At 38.4% G+C, this 20,214-nt stretch carries 21 protein-coding genes, 4 tRNA genes and 1 pseudogene; 17 read left to right on the forward strand and 9 right to left on the reverse strand.

The genetic code is table 11. From position 1 onward, the window contains the following. A partial coding sequence (locus IC572_RS06235; RefSeq protein WP_073423031.1) for an outer membrane beta-barrel protein occupies nt 1-122 on the forward strand: 122 nt, incomplete at its 5' end. A gap of 69 nt (nt 123-191) precedes the next feature. On the opposite strand, the gene IC572_RS06240 is transcribed toward IC572_RS06235, so the two are convergent. Beyond that, nucleotides 192-398, reverse strand: a complete 207-nt coding sequence (locus IC572_RS06240) for a 2-hydroxymuconate tautomerase family protein (protein WP_001115881.1) — start codon at nt 396-398, stop codon at nt 192-194. A gap of 146 nt (nt 399-544) precedes the next feature. Between IC572_RS06240 and recR the strand changes: the two genes are divergently transcribed. The 11 genes from recR (at nt 545) to IC572_RS07810 (ending at nt 8,297) form a co-directional block, all read left to right on the forward strand. Then, nucleotides 545-1,126 (forward strand): recombination mediator RecR, encoded by a 582-nt coding sequence (gene recR, locus IC572_RS06245; protein WP_001099626.1) that lies wholly within the window; start codon nt 545-547, stop codon nt 1,124-1,126. Beyond that, the gene (gene truD, locus IC572_RS06250) at nt 1,123-2,268 is read left to right on the forward strand and encodes a tRNA pseudouridine(13) synthase TruD (RefSeq protein WP_187855439.1); all 1,146 of its coding nucleotides are present in this window, start codon (nt 1,123-1,125) and stop codon (nt 2,266-2,268) included. Before recR ends, truD begins: the two co-directional genes overlap by 4 nt. Further along, entirely contained in the window at nt 2,255-3,187 is a 933-nt protein-coding gene (gene htpX / locus IC572_RS06255) for a zinc metalloprotease HtpX (protein WP_232263352.1), read from the forward strand. Before truD ends, htpX begins: the two co-directional genes overlap by 14 nt. Beyond that, nucleotides 3,188-3,730: a GTP cyclohydrolase I FolE gene (folE, locus tag IC572_RS06260; RefSeq protein ID WP_000426968.1), complete on the forward strand. Its 543-nt coding sequence runs from the start codon at nt 3,188-3,190 to the stop codon at nt 3,728-3,730. Between the two features lie 15 nt (nt 3,731-3,745). Next, on the forward strand, nt 3,746-4,657 hold the full coding sequence (locus IC572_RS06265) for a polyprenyl synthetase family protein (RefSeq protein WP_187855443.1): 912 nt from the start codon (nt 3,746-3,748) through the stop codon (nt 4,655-4,657). Continuing rightward, nucleotides 4,654-5,451, forward strand: coding sequence for a 5'/3'-nucleotidase SurE (gene surE / locus IC572_RS06270; RefSeq protein ID WP_187855445.1), 798 nt, complete (start codon nt 4,654-4,656; stop codon nt 5,449-5,451). The genes IC572_RS06265 and surE overlap by 4 nt, the downstream gene beginning before the upstream one ends. After that, nucleotides 5,448-6,107 carry a hypothetical protein gene (locus IC572_RS06275; RefSeq protein ID WP_001956841.1) on the forward strand — a complete coding sequence of 220 codons (660 nt, stop codon included), beginning with the start codon at nt 5,448-5,450 and terminating at the stop codon, nt 6,105-6,107. The genes surE and IC572_RS06275 overlap by 4 nt, the downstream gene beginning before the upstream one ends. Nucleotides 6,108-6,110: 3 nt before the next feature. After that, complete coding sequence (locus tag IC572_RS06280; RefSeq protein WP_187855447.1) at nt 6,111-6,713, forward strand: 6-pyruvoyl trahydropterin synthase family protein; 603 nt, start codon at nt 6,111-6,113, stop codon at nt 6,711-6,713. 2 nt (nt 6,714-6,715) lie between these two features. Beyond that, nucleotides 6,716-7,471, forward strand: coding sequence for a 7-carboxy-7-deazaguanine synthase QueE (locus IC572_RS06285; RefSeq protein WP_187855449.1), 756 nt, complete (start codon nt 6,716-6,718; stop codon nt 7,469-7,471). Between the two features lie 10 nt (nt 7,472-7,481). After that, nucleotides 7,482-7,967 (forward strand): GNAT family N-acetyltransferase, encoded by a 486-nt coding sequence (locus IC572_RS06290; RefSeq protein WP_187855451.1) that lies wholly within the window; start codon nt 7,482-7,484, stop codon nt 7,965-7,967. A gap of 213 nt (nt 7,968-8,180) precedes the next feature. Further along, nucleotides 8,181-8,297: a hypothetical protein gene (locus IC572_RS07810; protein WP_232781546.1), complete on the forward strand. Its 117-nt coding sequence runs from the start codon at nt 8,181-8,183 to the stop codon at nt 8,295-8,297. A gap of 161 nt (nt 8,298-8,458) precedes the next feature. Here the strand turns inward: IC572_RS07810 and IC572_RS06300 are convergent, their stop codons facing one another. The 8 genes and pseudogenes from IC572_RS06300 to IC572_RS06335 all read right to left on the reverse strand — a co-directional run bounded on the left by IC572_RS06300 (nt 8,459) and on the right by IC572_RS06335 (nt 17,568). Next, complete coding sequence (locus tag IC572_RS06300; protein ID WP_187855453.1) at nt 8,459-9,841, reverse strand: MFS transporter; 1,383 nt, start codon at nt 9,839-9,841, stop codon at nt 8,459-8,461. Between the two features lie 275 nt (nt 9,842-10,116). Next, nucleotides 10,117-11,806, reverse strand: a pseudogene (locus IC572_RS06305) (DUF262 domain-containing protein). A 63-nt stretch (nt 11,807-11,869) separates the two neighbouring features. Next, entirely contained in the window at nt 11,870-12,583 is a 714-nt protein-coding gene (locus tag IC572_RS06310) for an amino acid ABC transporter permease (protein WP_187855505.1), read from the reverse strand. After that, on the reverse strand, nt 12,567-13,337 hold the full coding sequence (locus IC572_RS06315; protein ID WP_187855455.1) for an amino acid ABC transporter substrate-binding protein: 771 nt from the start codon (nt 13,335-13,337) through the stop codon (nt 12,567-12,569). The genes IC572_RS06310 and IC572_RS06315 overlap by 17 nt, the downstream gene beginning before the upstream one ends. Nucleotides 13,338-13,403: 66 nt before the next feature. Further along, nucleotides 13,404-14,537, reverse strand: coding sequence for an alanine racemase (gene alr, locus IC572_RS06320; RefSeq protein ID WP_187855457.1), 1,134 nt, complete (start codon nt 14,535-14,537; stop codon nt 13,404-13,406). Between the two features lie 6 nt (nt 14,538-14,543). Beyond that, a complete protein-coding gene (locus tag IC572_RS06325) occupies nt 14,544-15,896 on the reverse strand; it encodes an alanine/glycine:cation symporter family protein (protein ID WP_120832172.1) in 1,353 nt (450 codons plus the stop codon). A 40-nt stretch (nt 15,897-15,936) separates the two neighbouring features. Next, a complete protein-coding gene (locus tag IC572_RS06330) occupies nt 15,937-17,169 on the reverse strand; it encodes an NAD(P)/FAD-dependent oxidoreductase (RefSeq protein ID WP_187855459.1) in 1,233 nt (410 codons plus the stop codon). A gap of 21 nt (nt 17,170-17,190) precedes the next feature. Further along, a complete protein-coding gene (locus tag IC572_RS06335; RefSeq protein ID WP_017282048.1) occupies nt 17,191-17,568 on the reverse strand; it encodes a RidA family protein in 378 nt (125 codons plus the stop codon). Between the two features lie 390 nt (nt 17,569-17,958). Between IC572_RS06335 and IC572_RS06340 the strand changes: the two genes are divergently transcribed. The 5 genes from IC572_RS06340 to IC572_RS06360 all read left to right on the forward strand — a co-directional run bounded on the left by IC572_RS06340 (nt 17,959) and on the right by IC572_RS06360 (nt 20,040). Beyond that, nucleotides 17,959-18,033, forward strand: a tRNA-Gly gene (locus IC572_RS06340). A gap of 41 nt (nt 18,034-18,074) precedes the next feature. Next, nucleotides 18,075-18,161: transfer RNA gene (locus IC572_RS06345), tRNA-Leu, on the forward strand. Between the two features lie 53 nt (nt 18,162-18,214). After that, nucleotides 18,215-18,289: transfer RNA gene (locus IC572_RS06350), tRNA-Cys, on the forward strand. A gap of 47 nt (nt 18,290-18,336) precedes the next feature. After that, nucleotides 18,337-18,424: transfer RNA gene (locus IC572_RS06355), tRNA-Ser, on the forward strand. Between the two features lie 125 nt (nt 18,425-18,549). After that, nucleotides 18,550-20,040 carry a Na+/H+ antiporter NhaC family protein gene (locus IC572_RS06360; RefSeq protein ID WP_187855461.1) on the forward strand — a complete coding sequence of 497 codons (1,491 nt, stop codon included), beginning with the start codon at nt 18,550-18,552 and terminating at the stop codon, nt 20,038-20,040. Nucleotides 20,041-20,214 lie beyond the last annotated feature (174 nt).

Here is a 20,214-nt window from a genome sequence, read left to right on the forward strand (position 1 = left end):
TGGGCTTAAAGATCCCTTTAGCGGTCAATTCCTTTTATGAAACGCATGGCAAAGGGCTAAACACTTCCCTCTTTTTCAAACGCCTTGTGGTGTTCAACGTGAGTTATGTTTATAGTTTTTAGGGGGGGTAGAAATAAGCACCCCTTACATGCTTTAAGTGTATCGCAATCTTTGAATTTTAAAAACTAGATTCAGTTTTTTTGTCTCAAATGATGGACACTCTCGCCCCCAAGACCATAATTATTAGAATCGACCTCATCTATAATAACCACAATAGAAGCCTTATTTTTGTTTAACACCTTAACCATCAAATCTGAAACCCCTTCAATCAATTGCTGTTTTTGCTCATTTGTTGGCCCTCCATTTTCTGGCACAAGTTTGATATTGATAAACGGCATGTTATTCCTTTAATTTGAGATAACGCATTATAGCGTTTTTATTTAAACGCTTTATTAGCACCTTTCATCATTAAACCCTCTTTTAAAAAACAATAAAAGCCCTTTTAGTGGCTTTCAAGTCAAGTTAAGTTTGATATACTAACAAAATGAATACTTATAAAAACAGCTTGAATCACTTTTTAAATTTAGTGGATTGTTTAGAAAAGATCCCCAATGTGGGTAAAAAGTCCGCCTTTAAAATGGCGTATCATTTGGGTTTGGAAAACCCTTATCTGGCGCTCAAAATCACGCACGCTTTAGAGAACGCCCTAGAAAACCTTAAAACATGCACATCTTGTAACGCGCTCAGTGAGAGTGAGGTTTGTGAGATTTGCTCTGATGAGAGCCGACAAAATTCTCAGCTTTGCATGGTTTTACACCCAAGAGATGTGTTTATTTTAGAAGATTTAAAGGACTTTTTAGGGCGCTATTATGTGTTAAATTCTATAGAAGAAGTGGATTTTAACGCCCTAGAAAAACGCCTGATTGAAGAAAACATTAAAGAAATCATTTTTGCTTTCCCTCCCACTTTAGCTAATGATTCTTTAATGCTTTATATTGAAGATAAATTACAACGATTCCATCTCACTTTCACTAAAATCGCTCAAGGCGTGCCTACTGGAGTGAATTTTGAAAACATTGACTCCGTTTCGCTCTCAAGGGCGTTTAATTCAAGGATCAAAGCATGAATTTAAACTTTATGCCCCTATTGCATGCTTATAACCATGCGAGCATTGATTTTCATTTCAATTCTAGCGCTAGGGATTTTTGCGTGCATGAAGTGCCTTTGTATGAATTTAGCAACACAGGCGAACATGCCGTTATTCAAGTGAGGAAAAGCGGTTTAAGCACTTTGGAAATGCTTCACATTTTTTCTCAAATTTTAGGGGTAAAAATCGCTGAATTGGGTTATGCGGGCTTGAAAGATAAAAATGCACTGACGACTCAATTCATCTCACTCCCTAAAAAATACGCCCCTTTATTAGAAAAAAATACGCATAATTTGCAAGAAAGAAACCTTAAAATCCTGTCTTTGAATTACCATCACAATAAAATCAAATTAGGGCATTTAAAGGGGAATCGCTTTTTTATGCGTTTTAAAAAAATGACCCCCCTAAACGCTCAAAAAACAAAGCAGGTTTTAGAACAAATCGCGCAGTTTGGCATGCCTAATTATTTTGGTTCGCAACGCTTCGGGAAGTTCAATGACAACCATAAAGAAGGGTTAAAAATCTTGCAAAATAAAACGAAATTCGCCCATCAAAAATTAAACGCTTTTTTAATTTCAAGCTATCAAAGTTATTTGTTTAACTCGCTTTTAAGCAAACGACTAGAAATCAGTAAAATCATTAGCACTTTTAGCTTAAAAGAAAATTTAGAATTTTTTAAACAAAAAAATTTAAGCGTCCATTCAAACACCCTAAAAGCCCTTAAAAACCAAAATCACCCCTTTAAAATCCTAGAAGGCGATGTGATGCGCCATTACCCTTATGGGAAGTTTTTTGATGCTTTAGAATTAGAAAAAGAAAGCGAAAGGTTTTTGAAAAAAGAAGCTGTGCCTACAGGGTTACTAGACGGCAAAAAAGCTCTTTATGCAAAAAATTTGAGTTTTGAAATTGAAAAAGAATTCCAGCATAACCTTTTAAATAGCCATGCTAAAACGCTAGGATCCAGGCGGTTTTTTTGGGTGTTTGCAGAAAATGTAACTTCTCAATACATGAAAGAAAAAGCGCAATTTGAATTGGGATTTTACTTGCCTAAAGGGAGTTATGCGAGCGCGTTGCTCAAAGAAATCAAGCATGAGAAAGGAGAAAATAATGACGAATTTTGAAAAGATTATCGCGCAAAACAGGCTCAAAACGAACGCGGTTTTAGCCACTTACTGCGCGATTTTTGCTTTTATCGGGTTGTTGGTGGATGCTATTAGAATCAACGCTAATGATTTAGGCATAGCCCTTTTTAAACTCATCACTTTTCAAATTTTTCCTACGATCACCATTATCATGTTTTTAGCGGCTTTTGTCGTTATTGTTATTTGTATCCAAAATTTTAGCTCTATCATGTTAAGCGGTGATGAATACAAGCTTATTGATTCAAGCAAGGTTTTAAGCTCTAAAGAAAATCAAATCCATCGCCTTTTGTTAGAGCTTTTAGAAGAGGCTAAGCTTCATTTTGAGCCTAAACTTTATATCATTAACGCCCCTTACATGAACGCTTTTGCGAGCGGATGGAATGAATCCAATTCTCTTATCGCTCTTACAAGTGCTTTAATAGAGAGGTTGGATAAAGATGAATTGAAAGCCGTGATCGCTCATGAGCTCAGCCATATCAGGCACAACGACATTCGCTTAACCATGTGCGTGGGGATTTTAAGCAATATCATGCTGTTAGTGGCTAATTTTAGCGTGTATTTTTTCATGGGGAATCGCAAGAATAGTGGGGCGAATTTAGCCCGAATGATTTTATTACTCTTACAGATCGTTTTACCTTTTTTAACGCTTATTTTGCAAATGTATTTGAGCCGCACACGAGAATACATGGCCGATAGCGGGGCGGCGTTTTTAATGCATGACAATAAGCCCATGATTAGAGCCTTACAAAAAATTTCCAACGACTATGCGAACAACGATTATAAAGAAATAGATAAAAATAGCACCCGATCGGCGGCTTATCTTTTTAACGCTGAAATGTTTAGCACCCACCCTAGCGTTAAAAATCGTATCCAATCCTTAAGAAAGCGTGTGATTTAAATGGAAAATTTTTTCAACCAATTTTTTGAAAACATCGGCGAAGACAAGAATCGAGAAGGTTTGAAAGAGACGCCTAAAAGGGTTCAAGAATTATGGAAATTCTTGTATAAAGGCTATAAAGAAGACCCTAGAGTGGCTTTAAAAAGCGCGTATTTTCAAGGCGTTTGCGATGAAATGATAGTGGCTCAAAACATTGAATTTTACTCCACTTGCGAGCACCATTTGCTCCCTTTTTTTGGGAATATTAGCGTGGGATACATCCCTAAGGAAAAGATTGTAGGCATTAGCGCGATCGCTAAACTCATTGAAATTTATAGCAAACGCCTACAAATCCAAGAAAGGCTGACCACTCAAATTGCAGAAACTTTTGATGAAATCATAGAGCCAAGGGGCGTGATCGTGGTTTGTGAAGCCAAACATTTGTGCATGAGCATGCAAGGGGTGCAAAAACAAAATGCGATCATTAAAACAAGCGTGTTAAGAGGCCTCTTCAAAAAAGACCCTAAAACCAGAGCTGAATTTATGCAACTCTTAAAATCTTAGGTTATAATTCTATGCATGAGTAACCCTAATTTATCCTTTTATTATAATGAGTGCGAGCGTTTTGAAAGCTTTTTAAAAAACCATCATTTACACCTTGAAAGCTTCCACCCTTATTTGGAAAAAGTCTTTTTTGAAATGGTGCTTAATGGAGGTAAAAGATTCCGCCCTAAGCTTTTTTTAGCCGTGCTTTGTGCGTTAGTGGGTCAAAAAGATTATTCTAACCAGCAAACAGAATATTTTAAAATCGCTTTAAGCATTGAATGCTTGCACACTTATTCGCTCATCCATGACGATTTACCATGCATGGATAATGCCACTTTAAGGAGAAACCACCCCACTTTACACGCTAAATACGATGAAACCACAGCCGTTTTAATCGGCGATGCGCTCAACACTTATTCTTTTGAATTGCTTTCAAACGCTTTACTAGAAAGCCATATCATTGTGGAATTAGTCAAAATCTTAAGCGCTAATGGGGGGATTAAAGGCATGATCTTAGGGCAGGCTTTGGATTGCTATTTTGAAAACACGCCCTTAAATTTAGAGCAACTCACTTTCTTACACGAGCATAAAACCGCTAAATTGATTAGTGCGAGTTTGATGATGGGGCTTGTTGCAAGCGGTATTAAAGATGAAGAGCTTTTTAAATGGCTTCAGGCTTTTGGGTTAAAAACGGGTCTTTGTTTTCAAGTGTTAGATGATATTATAGATGTTACACAAGATGAAGAAGAAAGCGGTAAAACCACTCATTTAGACAGCGCTAAAAACAGCTTTGTGAATTTATTGGGGCTAGAGAAGGCGAATGATTACGCTCAAACTTTAAAAACAGAAGTTTTAAACGATTTAAATCTACTAAAACCCGCTTATCCTTTATTGCAAGAAAATTTAAACGCATTATTGAACACTCTATTTAAAGGCAAGACATGAAAAAAATTTTACTCACCAACGATGATGGCTACCATGCAAAAGGCATTAAAGCTTTAGAACAAGCTTTAGAAGAAATGGCAGAAATCTATGTGGTCGCCCCCAAGCATGAAAAAAGCGCATGTTCGCAATGCATCACGATCACCGCGCCTTTAAGAGCGGAGAAAATTAAAGGCAAAGAAGGCAGGCATTACAGGATTGATGATGGCACGCCAAGCGATTGCGTGTATTTGGCGATCAATGAGCTTTTTAAACATGTTTGTTTTGATTTGGTGATTTCAGGGATCAATCTTGGATCTAACATGGGCGAAGACACGATTTATTCGGGAACGGTGGCCGGAGCGATTGAAGGCACGATTCAGGGCGTGCCTTCCATTGCGATTTCTCAAATCCTTTCCAACAAAAACACCCCTTTCAGTTTTGATCTAGCTCAAAAGATCATCCAGGATTTAGTCCAAAGCGTTTTCACCAAAGGCTACCCTTTAAAAGGGCGCAAACTCCTAAATGTGAATGTCCCTAATTGCTCCTTACAAGAATATCAGGGCGAACGCATCACCCCTAAGGGCTATAGGCTGTATAAAAAAGAAGTGCATAAACGCACAGACCCCAAAAATGAAAGCTATTTTTGGTTAGGGTTGCACCCTTTAGAATGGCAAAAGCGCGAAAATGAAGACAGGCTCTCTGATTTTGACGCTATCGCTTCAAACCATGCCTCTATCACGCCTTTAAATTTAGACTTAACCAGTTATGATGATTTAAAAAGCTTGGAATCTTGGCATGAGGGAATGTTAAAGTGATTAAAAAGCACCGCTTGGCTTTTTTAGGGCTAATTGTTGGGGTGTTTTTTTTCTTTAGCGCATGCCAGCACCGCTTGCACATGGGGTATTATTCAGAAGTTACAGGGGATTATTTGTTCAACTATAATTCCACTATCGTGGTGGCTTATGACAGAAGCGATGCGATGACTTCTTATTATATCAATGTGATTGTTTATGAATTGCAAAAATTAGGCTTTTACAATGTCTTCACGCAAGCGGAATTCCCGCTAGATAAAGCCAAAAACGTGATCTATGCGCGCATTGTCCGCAATATCTCGGCCGTGCCGTTTTATCAATACAATTACCAACTGATCGATCAAGTCAATAAGCCTTGTTATTTTCTTGGGGGACAGTTTTATTGCTCCCAAACCCCTACGGATTATTACGCTATCAATGGCTTTAGCGAGCAAATTTTAATGAGCGCTAATTCGCATTTTATTTTGGATTGGTATGATGTGGTGCTGCAAAAACGGGTTTTATATGTAGATGGGAGCGTGAGCGGAAGGACTTGCGGCTATCAGATGCTTTATAGGGATTTGATTAAAAGCACGATCAAACGCATTGATTTTAACCGCCCTGAACGCTACTACTACAATTTAAGACTGCCCCTTTATCAGCCATGTTATAGGCAATGAGCAATGGTTATCAGGCGATTGTATAAATTTTGCGCTAGCCATGTGGTGCGCAATTGCTCTTCTTTAAAATGCGCTCAAAATATCCATGGGCATAATTATGAAGTGGAAGTCTTTATTGAAACCAACCGCTTGGATAACGCGAACATGGCGTTAGATTTTGGACTGATGCAACAAGAAATGCAAGTTTTCATTGAGTCGTTTGACCATGCCCATCATTTTTGGGATAAAGAAAGCGTTGAGTTCCAGCGTTTTATAGAAAATCATTGCGTGCGTTACGTGAAATGCTCGTTTAATTTGAGCGCGGAGAGTTACGCTCTTATGTTTTTATACTACCTTTCAAGGATTTTACAAAAAAGCGTTTTTTCTAATAATGAAGGGGAGTTAAAAATCTCTAGCGTGCGCGTGCATGAGACTAAAAACGGCTACGCTGAAAGCTTTTTAAAAGATTTAGAAAACCCTCATTTTAAATCTTTAGTGCATGATCATTGCGTCTCTTTCTCGCAAGGCATTCAAAGTTTGTGGCATGATAAGGATTTTTTCCATAAAATCATCAGCGATGAAAAACAATGCTTTTTTCACGCTAAGCCCTTACACCAGATCCCTTAAAAATGAAACTCCCGGTCGTTGAGAGCTTTTTTTCCTTACAAGGTGAAGGAAAAAACATAGGCAAGCCCAGTCTTTTTTTGCGCTTAGGGGGGTGTAACCTTTCATGCAAAGGCTTTAATTGTAAAACCCCATTCAATGATGAAATCCTAACAGGTTGCGATAGTTTGTATGCGGTGCATCCTAAATTCCAAACATCTTGGGATTATTACAATGAGCCTAAGCCCTTGATTGAACGATTAGTTAATTTAGCCCCTAGTTATAAACATTTTGATTTCATTCTCACAGGCGGGGAGCCAAGTTTGTATTTTAATAACCCTATTTTATTGAGCGTTTTAGAACATTTTTATCGCCAAAAAATCCCTTTATGTGTAGAGAGTAATGGTTCTATTTTTTTTGAATTTAGCCCTATTTTAAAAGAATTGCATTTCACCCTAAGCGTCAAACTCTCTTTTTCTTTGGAGGAAGAAAGCAAGCGGATCAACCTCAAAGCCTTACAAAATATCTTAAATAACGCTAAAAGCGCGCATTTTAAATTTGTTTTAGAGAGCAAAAACGCTATTCAATCTATCGCAGAAATTCAAAACCTTTTGAAACAACTCTCCTTAAAAAATAATGAAATCTTTTTAATGCCCTTAGGCACAAATAACAACGAGCTAGACAAAAATCTAAAAACCCTAGCCCCCCTAGCCATAAAGCATGGTTTCAGGCTGAGCGATAGGCTTCATATCCGCTTGTGGGATAATCAAAAAGGGTTTTAAAAAGTTAATCATGACCATCAAAGTTTTTTCGCCCAAATACCCCACTGAATTAGAAGAATTTTACGCTGAGCGCATCGCTGACAACCCTTTAGGGTTTATCCAACGCTTGGATCTTTTGCCTAGCATTAGCGGGTTCGTTCAAAAATTGCGCGAGCATGGCGGGGAATTTTTTGGAATGAGAGAGGGTAACAAGCTCATTGGGATTTGCGGGCTTAATCGTATCAATGAAACAGAAGCAGAGCTGTGTAAATTCCACATAAATACCGCTTATCAATCCCAAGGGTTGGGTCAAAAACTCTATGAGAGCGTGGAGCGATACGCTTTTATTAAAGGCTATACTAAAATCTCTTTGCATGTGAGCAAGAGTCAAATCAAGGCATGCAACCTCTATCAAAAGCTGGGTTTTGTGCGTATCAAAGAAGAGGATTGCGTGGTGGAGTTGGGCGAAGAGACTTTGATTTTCCCTACTCTTTTTATGGAAAAGATCCTGTCTTGATTGGCGCATCCATTTGAAACACGCCTTTTAACCATCAAACTTTTATCAACACAGCCTAATTAATGCTAAATAGTCCCTAAAACAAACGCTTGTTTTTAAAAATTTGTTTCAAGCGCTTCGCAGAGTTTTAGAAGCCCTATTTTAGGGGTTAATGCTAAGATAGGCTATCAAAATTACTTTAATGATTTCATAGGGTTAGCTTATTATGGCATCATCAAATACAACTACGCTAAAGCGAGCAGTGAGAAAGTCCAGCAATTGAGCTATGGCGGTGGGGTGGAATTGTTGGTGGATTTCATCACCACTTACTCCAATAAAAATAGGGGTTAGGGGATTTTAATGAGATTGCAGAGGGGAATATAATATTCCCCCACCCCCTTAAGAGTTTTACAACAAAATGAGATCCAAAACGAAAAAATTTTATCATCACCAAAACCCACCAACGCTATCGGCTAAGTTTTGATTGAATCACTCAAAGGTTTGCGCTTCTTTCATGCCGTGGGCGACACTTCGTGTTGGGGGTTAGATTTGTTGTAAATTGGTGCCATTAAAAGCGATACGATAAAAGCGATTAAAGCAACCACAAAAATATAAAAGCTTAGACCATAACTTTGCAAGCTTTCAGGCGCTGCTATGGCTTTTGCATTCAACCAGCTTGAAAGTTGAGGGGTAAAGCCAGCGGTTATAGCATAGGCTATGTTATAAGCAAAGGAAATCCCGCTAAAACGGATTTTAGCGCTAAACACATCGCTCATGAAAATGGGACAAAAATTCATAATGCCCGCGCAAAAGCAGGCTAAAAAGTATAAAACTATGGTATTGATTAAACTTGGTGCGTTAGAATAAAATTCCTTAAAGAATAAAAAGCCAAAAAACCCAAAGGCCACACTAAAAGCCATACAAACTTTGTGCGGTTTGATTTTATCAGCCAAAAACCCGGTTAAAATAATAGAACTTACAATACCAACAAGTCCTAAAATTTGAAAATAGGTTTTTTCAAACGGAGTGAAATGAAAATTGGGATGCGTAAGAGTAAAATTGGGAACAAAAAGGATAAAAATCAAAATACAAGCGGTTAAAACCCAAGTGATAAGCATGGAGATTGATATACCAAAGAGAGAATTTTTAAACACCTCTTTAAGCGGGAATTTGACTAAGGCATTGTCCTGCTTCATTTGCTGAAAAACAGGAGTTTCTTCTAAAAAGCGCCTCAAATACACAGAAATGATACCAAAAATCCCTCCAAGCCCAAAAGCAACCCTCCAAGCCCAAGCTTCAACAACAGGCTTGTCAAAAACCATGTAAATCCCCATATAAACCAAACTCCCAAGCAAAATCCCAGAAACTACGGAAGCGGTTAAAAAACCGATATAAGTGTTTTTTTGTCCTTGCGGGGCATGTTCATGGACAAAAACCCAAGCGCCAGGCAATTCGCCACCCACAGCGACGCCTTGACAAATCCTAACAAGCACCAAAAAAACAGGAGCTATGTAACCAAGATAATGAGCGTTTTTAGGGGTAAGCCCCATGCTATCCACGCCAAAACCCACCAAATGATTAAAAGTTGGCATCAAAGCTAGTGCAAAGGTTGGGATCACCATTAATAAAATAGAGAGCATGAACATGTTTTTACGGCCAAATCTATCCCCAAAGTGGGCCATCACTATGCCACCAAGCGGGCGTGCCAGATAACCTGCAGCAAAGATACCATAAGTGTTGATTTCAGACCAAATGGGGCTAAGCGTGTTTGGGAAAAAGTGTTTGGCAATGATACTTGTAAAAAATACAAAGATAATAAAATCGTAAAATTCTAAAGTCCCACCAAGCGAAGACAATCCTAAGATTTTCACCTCTTTTTTGCCTAAATATTTCATTAATTACCCTTTCAATTATCCTTTCACTAAGGCTATCGCCCTGTTTTAAACTTGTCATTTTGAAACTAAGATTGATAGAATTAATGTTATATAGCTACCCCACACCTTAACGGCATTTTTTAGATAACAAACATTAAATGAAATTTGATTAGCGTTCAAAAAGTGGGTTATTCTATCTTTTTTATCATTAAACACCACTTAAACAAGTTTAAATTTTGTTTACCCATTTTGTCAAAACGCTTTACCCGATTCTATCAGCCAAAAAAATACTCCTATTAAGACTTGGGTAATAACGCTTCTTTTAATCTTTCAATGATAGCTTCTTCTCTTTTTTCACGAAATTCCTTGATATTTTCCCATTCTAATTTTAAATTAGGGTCAATATAATTTCTTTTTTTATACTCTTCTATGGCTCGCTCATCTTTATATTCTTCTTTGAGCCACACCTCAGGGTCTTTATCCTTTTTAGCGCTGTTTTCTTGGCCTTCTAAAAGCTGGAGATTAAATAAATAATCCCTCCACCCATAGAAATCTTGATTTAATTTTTTATTTTTCTCATTAAACTTGGACTTTGGATAAATATGGTCTATATGAAAAATGGTGGTCTTATAGTTCAAGTTTGGGTATAAGATTTGCAAGATAGGAAAGACTAAAGCATGGCTACTAAAACACATCATTTCTTCTATAGCATCGTTAGTGATTTTTAAAGGCCATGTTTGGTGTTTGGCTAAATTGTGGTTGAATGATTCAAAGGTTTTCACATCCTTCATGCTATGGGCTATGTTGTTTAATTTTGTATCCGTTGAAGGAGTGAAATAACTCGTGATTTGAGCGTTACGGACAAATTTTAGGGCTTGTTCTTTATCGTTCTCATTCATTTTTGGATTTAAAAAATAAAAATAAGCTAAACTGGATAAAATATAAGCTGAACCTAGATAGTCGGCATAACCAAAAGTTTCTAATAGTTTTGCAGCATTATAAATGCTCTCTGTAATTTTTTCCCAATTGTCTTCAATCTCTTTGATATTTTTTTTATTAAAATTTTTTAATTCAAAAGTAGTGTCTTTGCCAATGAGAAGCAAACAGGTTTTTAGCACCTGGTCTTGCTTCATGTTTGGAAAGCCTCTGTCTTTTAAAGCGTCCACTAGCTCATTCATTTTTTCTCTAATATCGCTTGAAAAGCTCAAAATAGACATCAATAAATCAGAATAGCTTAACTTAACCCCGCCACTATTGACACGGATAAAGATATTTAAAACTTTATTAAGATTTTTTTCTGTTTCTTCAAAAAATGAAATGAGTTGTTTGTCGTGAAAAGCTTTGTTTAGTGTTTCTAGTAATTCCAATTCATTACCTTTTAAACCATGTTCGTTCGCATAATTCCAAACATTTTTCAACCCTAAAATATCCCCCACCTTAAACCAGAAATGTTTTTTATCATTCTCAGGCTTTTGAGCATGAAATTCAAACTCGTAATTGTCTTCTGGATTGTCCATGTTTGGCTGGTGTTTCAAGTTCAAATACAAACGCTTCTCTTCATAAGCGTTAGGGTTGTTGATTTTAGCGTTCTTTTTCTTAAGCGTTGCCTTTAAGCCCGATATAAAGCGAGGTTAAACGCTGTTGGCCATCTAAGACAATAGACAAATCATCGCACTTGATTTCTTCAATACGGATTTTTTCATTGTGGGGCTTTCGCGCATCGTAGTTTTCAATGAATTGATAAAGTTGGAAATTGAGTTTATTATTATCTTGTTCGTTACTCGTTGCTATATCTTTTCTTTGTAATTTCCAAAATAAAAAAGAGCCGATAGGATAGCCCCTAAGAATGGAATCAAAAAGTTGCTCTATCTTTTTTTCATCGGCTTTTTTGAGCCACACGTATTCACGCTGAATGTCAGGCAAAAAATAACGCCCATTCAATTCATCTACCACTTCTTTAATGCTCTTATCCAAAAACATACTCATGAGAATCTCCTTATCTTGTATTATTTAGGCTGCATTATAATCAAATATTAGAATGAGCTAACTTTAATTTAAGATTTTTTCCACGCGCTTTTGGATCACTTCTAAAATCAAGCAAAAAAGCCAGTAAATCAAAGCGGCTTCCAAATAAATAGGCAAAAAATCATAGCTGGCGTTCGCTTTTTGCTGCGCGATCCTAAAAACCTCTGCGATAGTGACCACAGAAGCTAAAGAAGTTTCTTTAAAAAGGCTGATGAAAGTGTTACTTAGGCTTGGCGTGGCGACTTTGAGTGCTTGAAAAAAGATGACATGCCAAAAGGTTTGCAAGTAGTTCAAGCCCAAACTCAAGCTTGAATCCCATTGATCTTTAGGGACAGAAAGAAAGCTCGCCCTCAAAGTTTCTGAAGCGTATGCCCCCACATTAAAAGAAAACGCAATAATGCCTGCTGGGATTGGATCCATATAAACCCCAAGGGCGGGCAAGCCATAAAACACGACCACGATTTGGACCAATAAAGGCGTGCCTCTAATGAGCGAGACATAGAAATTCACGCCCGCTAATAAAGCCTTATGAATGAAATGTTTAGGGGGCGCGATTTTAATGAGGGCCACCATAACCGCAATGAATAAGCCCAAAATAAAAGAGATAACCGCTAAAGGCAAAGAAATGCAAAAAGCGGCTTTTAGCATGGGGTAGAAAGCCTCTAATAGTAATTCCAAACGCTCCTTGCTTAAATCTAAAGATTCAAAAAACAAAGACAGATTAGGGCTGGCTGACATCTTTTCCAAAAAATTGTTCGCCTAAGCGTTTTAAAACCCCTTTATTGATCAATCTTTGCATCGCCTGGTTGATAAGCTCTAAAGCTTTTTCTTGGTGCTTGTTAATAACAAAGGAAGCACCCCCATCCTTTTCTTTGGACTCCCATGCGATTTTAAAGGGGCTGTTTTTATGGGTGTTTAGGTAGTTTAAGATCGCTAAAGAACTATTTAAGGTCAAATCGGCTCGTTTTTGCGCCACTAACAACAAAGCTTGCGCCATAGAATCCACCGAAACGATTTGAGCGTCGTATTTAAAAGCGATCTCCCCATAAGTGGAGCTTAAGGTGTTAGCCGCCTTTAAGCCCTTAATATCTTCAATGCCTTTAATGCGGTTTTCATCTTTCCTGACCAGCATGATCGTTCCTGAATAGCTATAAGGCAAGCTTTTGTCAAAAGTCGCTTGGCGTTTTTTAGTCGTCAAACTCACCTGATTAGCGACCATATCAAAACGCCCTGATTTCAAGCCTGTCAGCATAATATCCCATGAAGTTTCGTGGAATTTGATCTTCACGCCAAGCTCTTTAGCCAACTCCCTAGCCACTTCCACATCATAGCCGGTGAGCTTGCCCTCTTTATTATGGTAAGTGAAAGGGGGGTAAATGCCTTCTGTGCCAACGCTGATCGTTTCTTTATTAATAAGTTTTCCATACAGGCTAGAAGCGTTCAAAAAACCCAAAAAAAAGCTTATTACTAATAAAAATAAAACTTTTTTCATTTTATATTTTAATCCTAAATTTTTCAAGCATTCTAGCGCAAAATAAAAATTTTGCATGGTTTGATTTTAAATATAGACACGCTCCAAGCGTTTGGATAGGGTGCTGATGGTTTCATAAGCAATGGTGTTTAAAAGTGCAGCGATTTCGCTTGCGTCATTAGCCTTAGTGCTTTTATCCCCAAATAAGATGACCTCATCGCCCTCTTTAGCTTGAATATTATTGAGTTTGACAAAGCACTGATCCATGCACACCTTGCCAATAAGGGGGGCTAGTTGGTTATTGATCGCTACTTGAATGCGATTGCCTAAAGCGCGCGCTAACCCGTCCGCATACCCTAGCGCTAAAACGCCCACTAAAGTTTCTTCATTGGTATAAAAATGCTCGCCATAGCCAATAAATTCGCCTTTTTTAACGCTTCTGATTTGAACGATTTGCGCTTTTAAACTGATAACATTTTTCAAGATGGTTGGGCATGATTCTTTCATTTCATTAGAGGGGTAAAAACCATAGAGCATGATGCCTGGGCGATAAAGGTTTAAGAAGCGGTTTTCATTCCCGTTACACAAAGAAAGGATGCCGGCAGAATTGTAGGCATGGCGGTATTGGAACTCTATTTTTTGATCCAAAAGTTGCTCTAAAAAAGCGTTAAAGGCTTTCATCTGGTTTTTAGCATGGGTTTTAATCTTAGCGTCAGCGTTGCTTAAATGCGTGAATATCCCCTCTATTTCCAAACCTTTTAAAGCGCGGATTTTTTTAATGGTTTCTATGCTTTTAAAATTAGGCTCTAAACCCAAGCGGTGCATGCCGGTATCAATTTTAAGATGAATTTTTAAGCGTTTTTTGGCTTTTAAAGCCATTTGAGAAAAAATTTCCGCTTGTTCAAGGCTAAAAACCATAGCGCTCAAATCGTTATCAATCAGCATGGAAGCGTTAGCGTTAGGGCTATAACCTAAAATCAAAATGGGGGTTTTAGAAAAATGAGAGCGCAATTCTAAAGCTTCATCTAAGGCCGCTACCCCTAAATAATTAGCCCCTTCTTGTAAAAAAATTTCGCTCGCTTTGATCGCCCCTGCCCCATAAGCGTTCGCCTTGACAACCGCCATGACACAAGCGCCTTTAGGGACAATGCTTTTGACTGCACTAAAATTATGCCTTAAAGAAGCGGTATCCACTTCTACAAAACTCGCCCTTTTTAACATGTTATTTTACTTGTTAGAATGCTTGCTAAAATACCAACGAGTTTCAGAATAAACCACTTTATGCAATAAAATCAAAGCGATTAAATTAGGGATAGCCATAAGCCCATTAGAAAGATCCGCTAAATTCCACACAAAATCAATTTTGGCCATAGCCCCCACCATCACGCTCGCTAAAAAGATCAAGCGGTAATATTTCACTTTTTTTTCACCAAAGGCGTATTCAGTGCATTTTTCCCCATAATAAGCCCAACCAATGATCGTAGAGTAGGCAAAAAAGATCATGGTCAAAAAAATCACCACCGCCCCTAACGAGCCTAGAAAATACTCCGTGCTTTTTAGAGTGAGCAAATTAGCGCTTAATTTTTCCCCATTAGGGAGCAAGGTGTTGTATTCTGGAGCCATTAAAATCACGCTCGCTGTTGCCGAACACACTATTAAGGTTACAATAAAAGTTTGGAGCATGGACACTAAGGCTTGACGCACTGGGTGGCGCGTTTGAGCGCTTGCGGCAATAATGGCTGAGCTCCCCAACCCCGCTTCATTAGAATACAACCCCCTAGCCACGCCCGTTTTTATCATCGTCGCCATTAACGCGCCTGCCGCTCCGCCCACAACGGGTTTAGGGTTAAAGGCTTCTTCAAAAATGAGTTTGATCGCTTGAAGGGCTAAATCAAAATGGCTGACAATAATATAAATGATAGCGATCAAATACAAAAGCACCATAACAGGAGCTAAGTAAGAAGTGAATTTACCAATGGATTTAATCCCCCCTATGACAATGAAAGCGGTTAAAATCGTGAGCAATAAACCTGAAACCCAATTAGGCAGGTTCGCTTGTTCGCTTAAAATGGAAGAAACCGCATTAGATTGCGTCATGTTACCGGTGCCAATGCTCGCAATAATCGTAAAAATCGCAAACGCCATGGCGAGTTTGGGCATGTTAAGGCCGTTTTTAATATAATACATAGGCCCTCCGTTGTATCCAAACGCCCCTTTTTCCCTATATTTCACCGCTAAAATCCCCTCAGAATACTTAGTCGCCATGCCAACAAGCCCGGTAACCCACATCCAAAACACCGCTCCTGGCCCTGCAATGCTGATAGCAGTCGCTACGCCTACGATACTCCCAATGCCTACAGTCGCCCCTAAAGAAAGCATGAGGGCGGAAAATTGCGAAATATCGCCCTTAGATTGGGACTCTTTGTCAAAAAGGATTTTGATCGCATAAAAAATCTTACTGAATTGCAATCCCCTAAGATAAAAGGTTAAAAACAAGCCGGTGCCTACTAATAAAATTTGCATGGGAATCCCCCACACAAAATTAGATAATAAACGCACCACCGAATCAATCGTTTCCATAAAAACTCCTTAATAAACTAGGGTTTAAAAAAGAAATTCCTTAATCCCTAAAAAATGCAGAAAAAAGCATAATATCGGCATTTTTTTCATTCGCTCCGTCTTGGCTTAAATTGGCGATGATTTTACCAATGGCTGGGCCAAAAGTGATACCAAGCCACCCTAGTCCTGTCGCATGGATTAAGTTTTTATAGCGTTTGTCATAGCCCAAATAAGGAATATCATTAGGGGTTAAGGGCCTGAAACCGCACCACTCTGTGGCGTCTTTCATTTCAAAAGGCTGCGTGAAAGCGGCTAAATTCTTTTTCATGTTAGCGATTTGTTCTTTATCAATGAGGGCGTTGTTGGTGTTTAATTCTAATTTAGAAGTGATCCTTACAGTGTCTCTTCGTGGGGTCATTGCCATGAAAATATCCGCAAATAAAGAAGAGGTTTTGGGTTTTAATTCTTCAGGCATTTTAAAGGTGATGCTATATCCTTTAGCCCCCATCATTAAAAAATCGTTCTTGGTTTTTTTAATGAGAGTGGGGTTAGCCCCAGTGGCTAGAATGATTGTTTCTGCTTGGATTTTTTCCTTGTGCGTGATGACGCCATCAATAAGGTTGTTTTTAAACTCAAAATCGATCACTTCTTCATTATAAAGAAACTCCACACCCGCATTTTGTAAATATTCTTGCAAAGAGCGCATCACTTCGCCCGGATCCACATGCGCGTTTTCGGTTAAAAGCACGCTCCCGCAGATATTGTCATTAACAATGGGCATGTATTCTTTGGTCTCTTTGGCACTAAGGATTTTATAAGCGCCACTGTTATCGCAAGTTTTAATCTTTTTTTCAAAACTTTCTTCTAGAGTGTAGATCATTAAAAGCCCGTCTTCTTTATACCAAAAATCCATGCCGTCTTTTAGCATTTGATGATACATATCAACACTCAGCCACCCGTAGCGTTCAAACAACGCCATGGTGCGGTGCGTGGACTTAGCGTTCGCGCTTGTCATAAACTTTAAAATCCATTGATAGAGCTTTAAATTAAGCCCAAAATGGAATTTTAAAGGGGCTTGGTTTTTGAGCATGAGCTTTAGGGTGTCTAACACCACACCAGGGCATGAGAGTGGGGCTTTTTTAAACGCAGAAATAAGCCCAGCATTCCCAAAAGAAGTGCCGTTTGTGCCATCGTTTTTTTCAATCACGCAAACCTTATGCCCTAACTTGTGCATAGAATACGCGCAAGAAAGCCCCACAATCCCACCGCCTATGACCACGACTTCTTTTTTCATGCTAATAGTCCCTTTAATAAATTACTTAATGGCTATCGCTTCAATTTCTACTAAAGCGTCTTTAGGCAGTTTAGCCACTTGAAAGGTCGCTCTAGCCGGATAAGGCTCTTTAAAATAACTCCCATAGATTCCATTCACCACAGCAAAATCGTCTAAACTTTTCAATAAAATAGTCGTTTTAACCACGCTATCCATCCCTAACCCTGCTTCTTTTAAAATCGCTTTGATATTTTCCATGGATTGCGTGGTTTGAGAATGAATGTCTGTGCCTTTAAATTCGCCGGTGCTCGCATCAATGCCTAATTGCCCAGAGACAAAAACAAGATCGTTAGTAGCGATAGCTTGAGAGTAAGGGCCTATAGCCTTTGGGGCTAGCGTTGAATGGATGACTTCTTTCATGATTGAAACTCCTATGATTATGTGTTGTGTCAGCTATTATTATGCAATCAAATTAAAAAGAAATAAAAAATGAGCGCAAAACGCCATGAATTTTCATCTTATTATTAAGGTATTGTATATTTTTTACCCATATTTAGAAATTCTTAAACGGGTTTTATTTGAATTTTAGGCTTTGTTATCATCAATTTTAAAAGCTACCACTCGCTTGCAAGCCCTTTTATTATGACTTATTGTAAAAAATGCTTTTGAGCATTTTTATAGACACTCATTGCCACTAAAAGAGGGCAAAGCCACAATCTGTTTTTAAAATAGAATTAGAAATTTGGACAAAACCTTGACTTTTATTATTGAGTTTAGATACAATAACAATTGTCTTTTTGAATAAAGAGTGCGGGAATAGCTCAGTGGTAGAGCACGACCTTGCCAAGGTCGGGGCCGCGGGTTCGATCCCCGTTTCCCGCTCCATATTTTGATTTAACTTCTAGAGCATGGTTTCTATTTAGTTTGCCCAGGTGGTGGAATTGGTAGACACAAGGGACTTAAAATCCCTCGGTAGCAATACCGTGCCGGTTCAAGTCCGGCTTTGGGCACCATTTTTGAGTGCGATTTGATTTTATTTTTTGGATACGCTAGTGTTAAAAATTAAGGCGACATAGCCAAGTGGTAAGGCATGAGTCTGCAAAACTTTGATTCCCCGGTTCGAATCCGGGTGTCGCCTCCATATTGTAGTCATTTAGGGACTTTTGTAAGGGACTTTTATGAAAATAGCGGGAGATGGCTGAGTGGTTGAAAGCGGCGGTCTTGAAAACCGTTGAGGGTCATACCTCCGGGGGTTCGAATCCCTCTCTCCCGGCCACTTGATTAAAATCTTTTAAGCGATTTGTTTTGGCAAATTCATCTCTTCTTTTAACAAAGAATTTTGTGAATATTGATTGTCTCTTTTAATTGAAATTTAAAGATTAGTTTAAAGGATTTTATTCGGTGGGATTGTCAGCATCAAGCCTTATTGTTCCTCTTAGCGTTATTTTAATGGTGGTTTTCACTAAAAGAGTCGCACTCTCGTTGTTTGTGGGCATTTTAGTGAGCGCTGTTTTAATACATTCGTTACACCTTTCTCAACTTGTAGAATATATTTATCATAAAATCACTTCCGTTTTTTACACTTACGAGCCAGAAAAAGGGCTTCATTTCAATCTTTCCAACCTCTATGTTTTTGGGTTTTTAATCTTTTTAGGCGTCTTAAGCCAGGTGATTTTAAAATCCGGTAGCGTGCAGAACTTTGTCAAAAAAGCTAAAAAATACTCAAAAAACGCCAAAACCCCCGAATTTATCGCTTTTTTTTCAGGCATCATTATTTTTGTAGATGATTATTTTAACGCCCTAACCGTGGGGCAAATCTCAAAATCTTTAAACGACGCTCATAACTCCACACGAGAACGCCTAGCTTATATTATAGACTCCACTTCAGCACCGGTGTGCTTATTAGTCCCTATTTCTAGCTGGGGGGCATATATTATGGGGATCATGAATAACGACAGCTCGCCCTTATTAAAAGATAGTTTTTCGGTGCTTGTGCAAAGCTTAAGCAGTAATTATTATGCGATTTTTGCGCTCATTGCGGTGTTTCTTACTATTTTATGGCAAATCAACCTCCCTAGCATGAGAAAGTATCAAAACATAGGCGTGAAGGATTTTTATAGCGAACAAGAAGAAAGCTCTCCAAAACTAGCCCCCTTAAGCCTGTTACCCCTTTCTATTTTATTATTGATCGTGTCCATTTCATCATTGATTTTTTATACAGGAGTGATCTTAAAAAACACTGATGCGAGTTTTTCGCTCTTTTATGGGGGATTGTTTTCGCTCATTGTTACCTATCTTCTAGCTTATAAGTTTTTAGAAAAAGGGAGTTTTTTTAAACTCATGTTGGATGGCTTTAAGAGTGTGGGGCCGGCAATATTAGTCTTAACGCTCGCTTGGGCTATTGGGCCTGTGATTAGGGACGACGCTCAAACAGGGCTTTACTTGGCTCACATCAGCAAGGGATTTTTAAATAGTGGGGGAGGCGTGTATATGCCTTTAATCTTTTTTTTAATCTCTGGGTTTATCGCTTTTTCTACCGGCACAAGCTGGGGGGCGTTTGCGATCATGCTGCCCATTGGAGCGGGCATGGCCAATGAAAGCGATATTATTTTGATTGTTTCAGCGATCCTTTCTGGGGCGGTTTATGGGGATCACACAAGCCCCATTTCTGACACGACTATACTATCGGCTGCAGGGGCAGGGTGTTCGGTGCAAAGCCATTTCATCACACAACTCCCTTATGCGACTATTGCGATGCTTTGTAGCGCGGTGAGTTTAGGGGTGGCAAGTTTTATGCATTCGCGCTCGCTCGCTCTTTTAATCGGTGTGGCTTTGCTTGTGGGGGTGTTTTATCTTTTAAAAAAATTTTATGGTGAAAATCTAAAAACTTGAATATTGACTGAAATAAAGCTTAAAAATCCCATTTTTTAAAATTAAAATAAGGTTTTAGCGATCCCTATTGGATTAAAAAAGAGTCTTATTCCATTACCAATCAATTAAAAAAGGTTATTCAAAAATAACCATACAATTATAAAAATCTTCACAAACCTCTAAATCGTAACGCTT

Source organism: Helicobacter pylori (genome assembly GCF_014496485.1).
GTDB classification, from domain to species: Bacteria; Campylobacterota; Campylobacteria; order Campylobacterales; family Helicobacteraceae; genus Helicobacter; species Helicobacter pylori_DD.

Excerpts from the sequence above, each read along its gene's own strand:
- truD (WP_187855439.1), top strand. The coding sequence starts at position 1,123 with ATGAATTTAAACTTTATGCCCCTATTGCATGCTTATAACCATGCGAGC.
- IC572_RS06290 (WP_187855451.1), top strand. The coding sequence starts at position 7,482 with ATGACCATCAAAGTTTTTTCGCCCAAATACCCCACTGAATTAGAAGAA.
- recR (WP_001099626.1), top strand. The coding sequence starts at position 545 with ATGAATACTTATAAAAACAGCTTGAATCACTTTTTAAATTTAGTGGAT.
- IC572_RS06240 (WP_001115881.1), bottom strand. The coding sequence starts at position 398 with ATGCCGTTTATCAATATCAAACTTGTGCCAGAAAATGGAGGGCCAACA.
- surE (WP_187855445.1), top strand. The coding sequence starts at position 4,654 with ATGAAAAAAATTTTACTCACCAACGATGATGGCTACCATGCAAAAGGC.
- IC572_RS06335 (WP_017282048.1), bottom strand. The coding sequence starts at position 17,568 with ATGAAAGAAGTCATCCATTCAACGCTAGCCCCAAAGGCTATAGGCCCT.
- folE (WP_000426968.1), top strand. The coding sequence starts at position 3,188 with ATGGAAAATTTTTTCAACCAATTTTTTGAAAACATCGGCGAAGACAAG.
- IC572_RS06315 (WP_187855455.1), bottom strand. The coding sequence starts at position 13,337 with ATGAAAAAAGTTTTATTTTTATTAGTAATAAGCTTTTTTTTGGGTTTT.
- IC572_RS06325 (WP_120832172.1), bottom strand. The coding sequence starts at position 15,896 with ATGGAAACGATTGATTCGGTGGTGCGTTTATTATCTAATTTTGTGTGG.
- IC572_RS06285 (WP_187855449.1), top strand. The coding sequence starts at position 6,716 with ATGAAACTCCCGGTCGTTGAGAGCTTTTTTTCCTTACAAGGTGAAGGA.
- IC572_RS06330 (WP_187855459.1), bottom strand. The coding sequence starts at position 17,169 with ATGAAAAAAGAAGTCGTGGTCATAGGCGGTGGGATTGTGGGGCTTTCT.
- IC572_RS06300 (WP_187855453.1), bottom strand. The coding sequence starts at position 9,841 with ATGAAATATTTAGGCAAAAAAGAGGTGAAAATCTTAGGATTGTCTTCG.
- htpX (WP_232263352.1), top strand. The coding sequence starts at position 2,255 with ATGACGAATTTTGAAAAGATTATCGCGCAAAACAGGCTCAAAACGAAC.
- IC572_RS06265 (WP_187855443.1), top strand. The coding sequence starts at position 3,746 with ATGAGTAACCCTAATTTATCCTTTTATTATAATGAGTGCGAGCGTTTT.
- alr (WP_187855457.1), bottom strand. The coding sequence starts at position 14,537 with ATGTTAAAAAGGGCGAGTTTTGTAGAAGTGGATACCGCTTCTTTAAGG.
- IC572_RS06310 (WP_187855505.1), bottom strand. The coding sequence starts at position 12,583 with ATGTCAGCCAGCCCTAATCTGTCTTTGTTTTTTGAATCTTTAGATTTA.
- IC572_RS06280 (WP_187855447.1), top strand. The coding sequence starts at position 6,111 with ATGGTTATCAGGCGATTGTATAAATTTTGCGCTAGCCATGTGGTGCGC.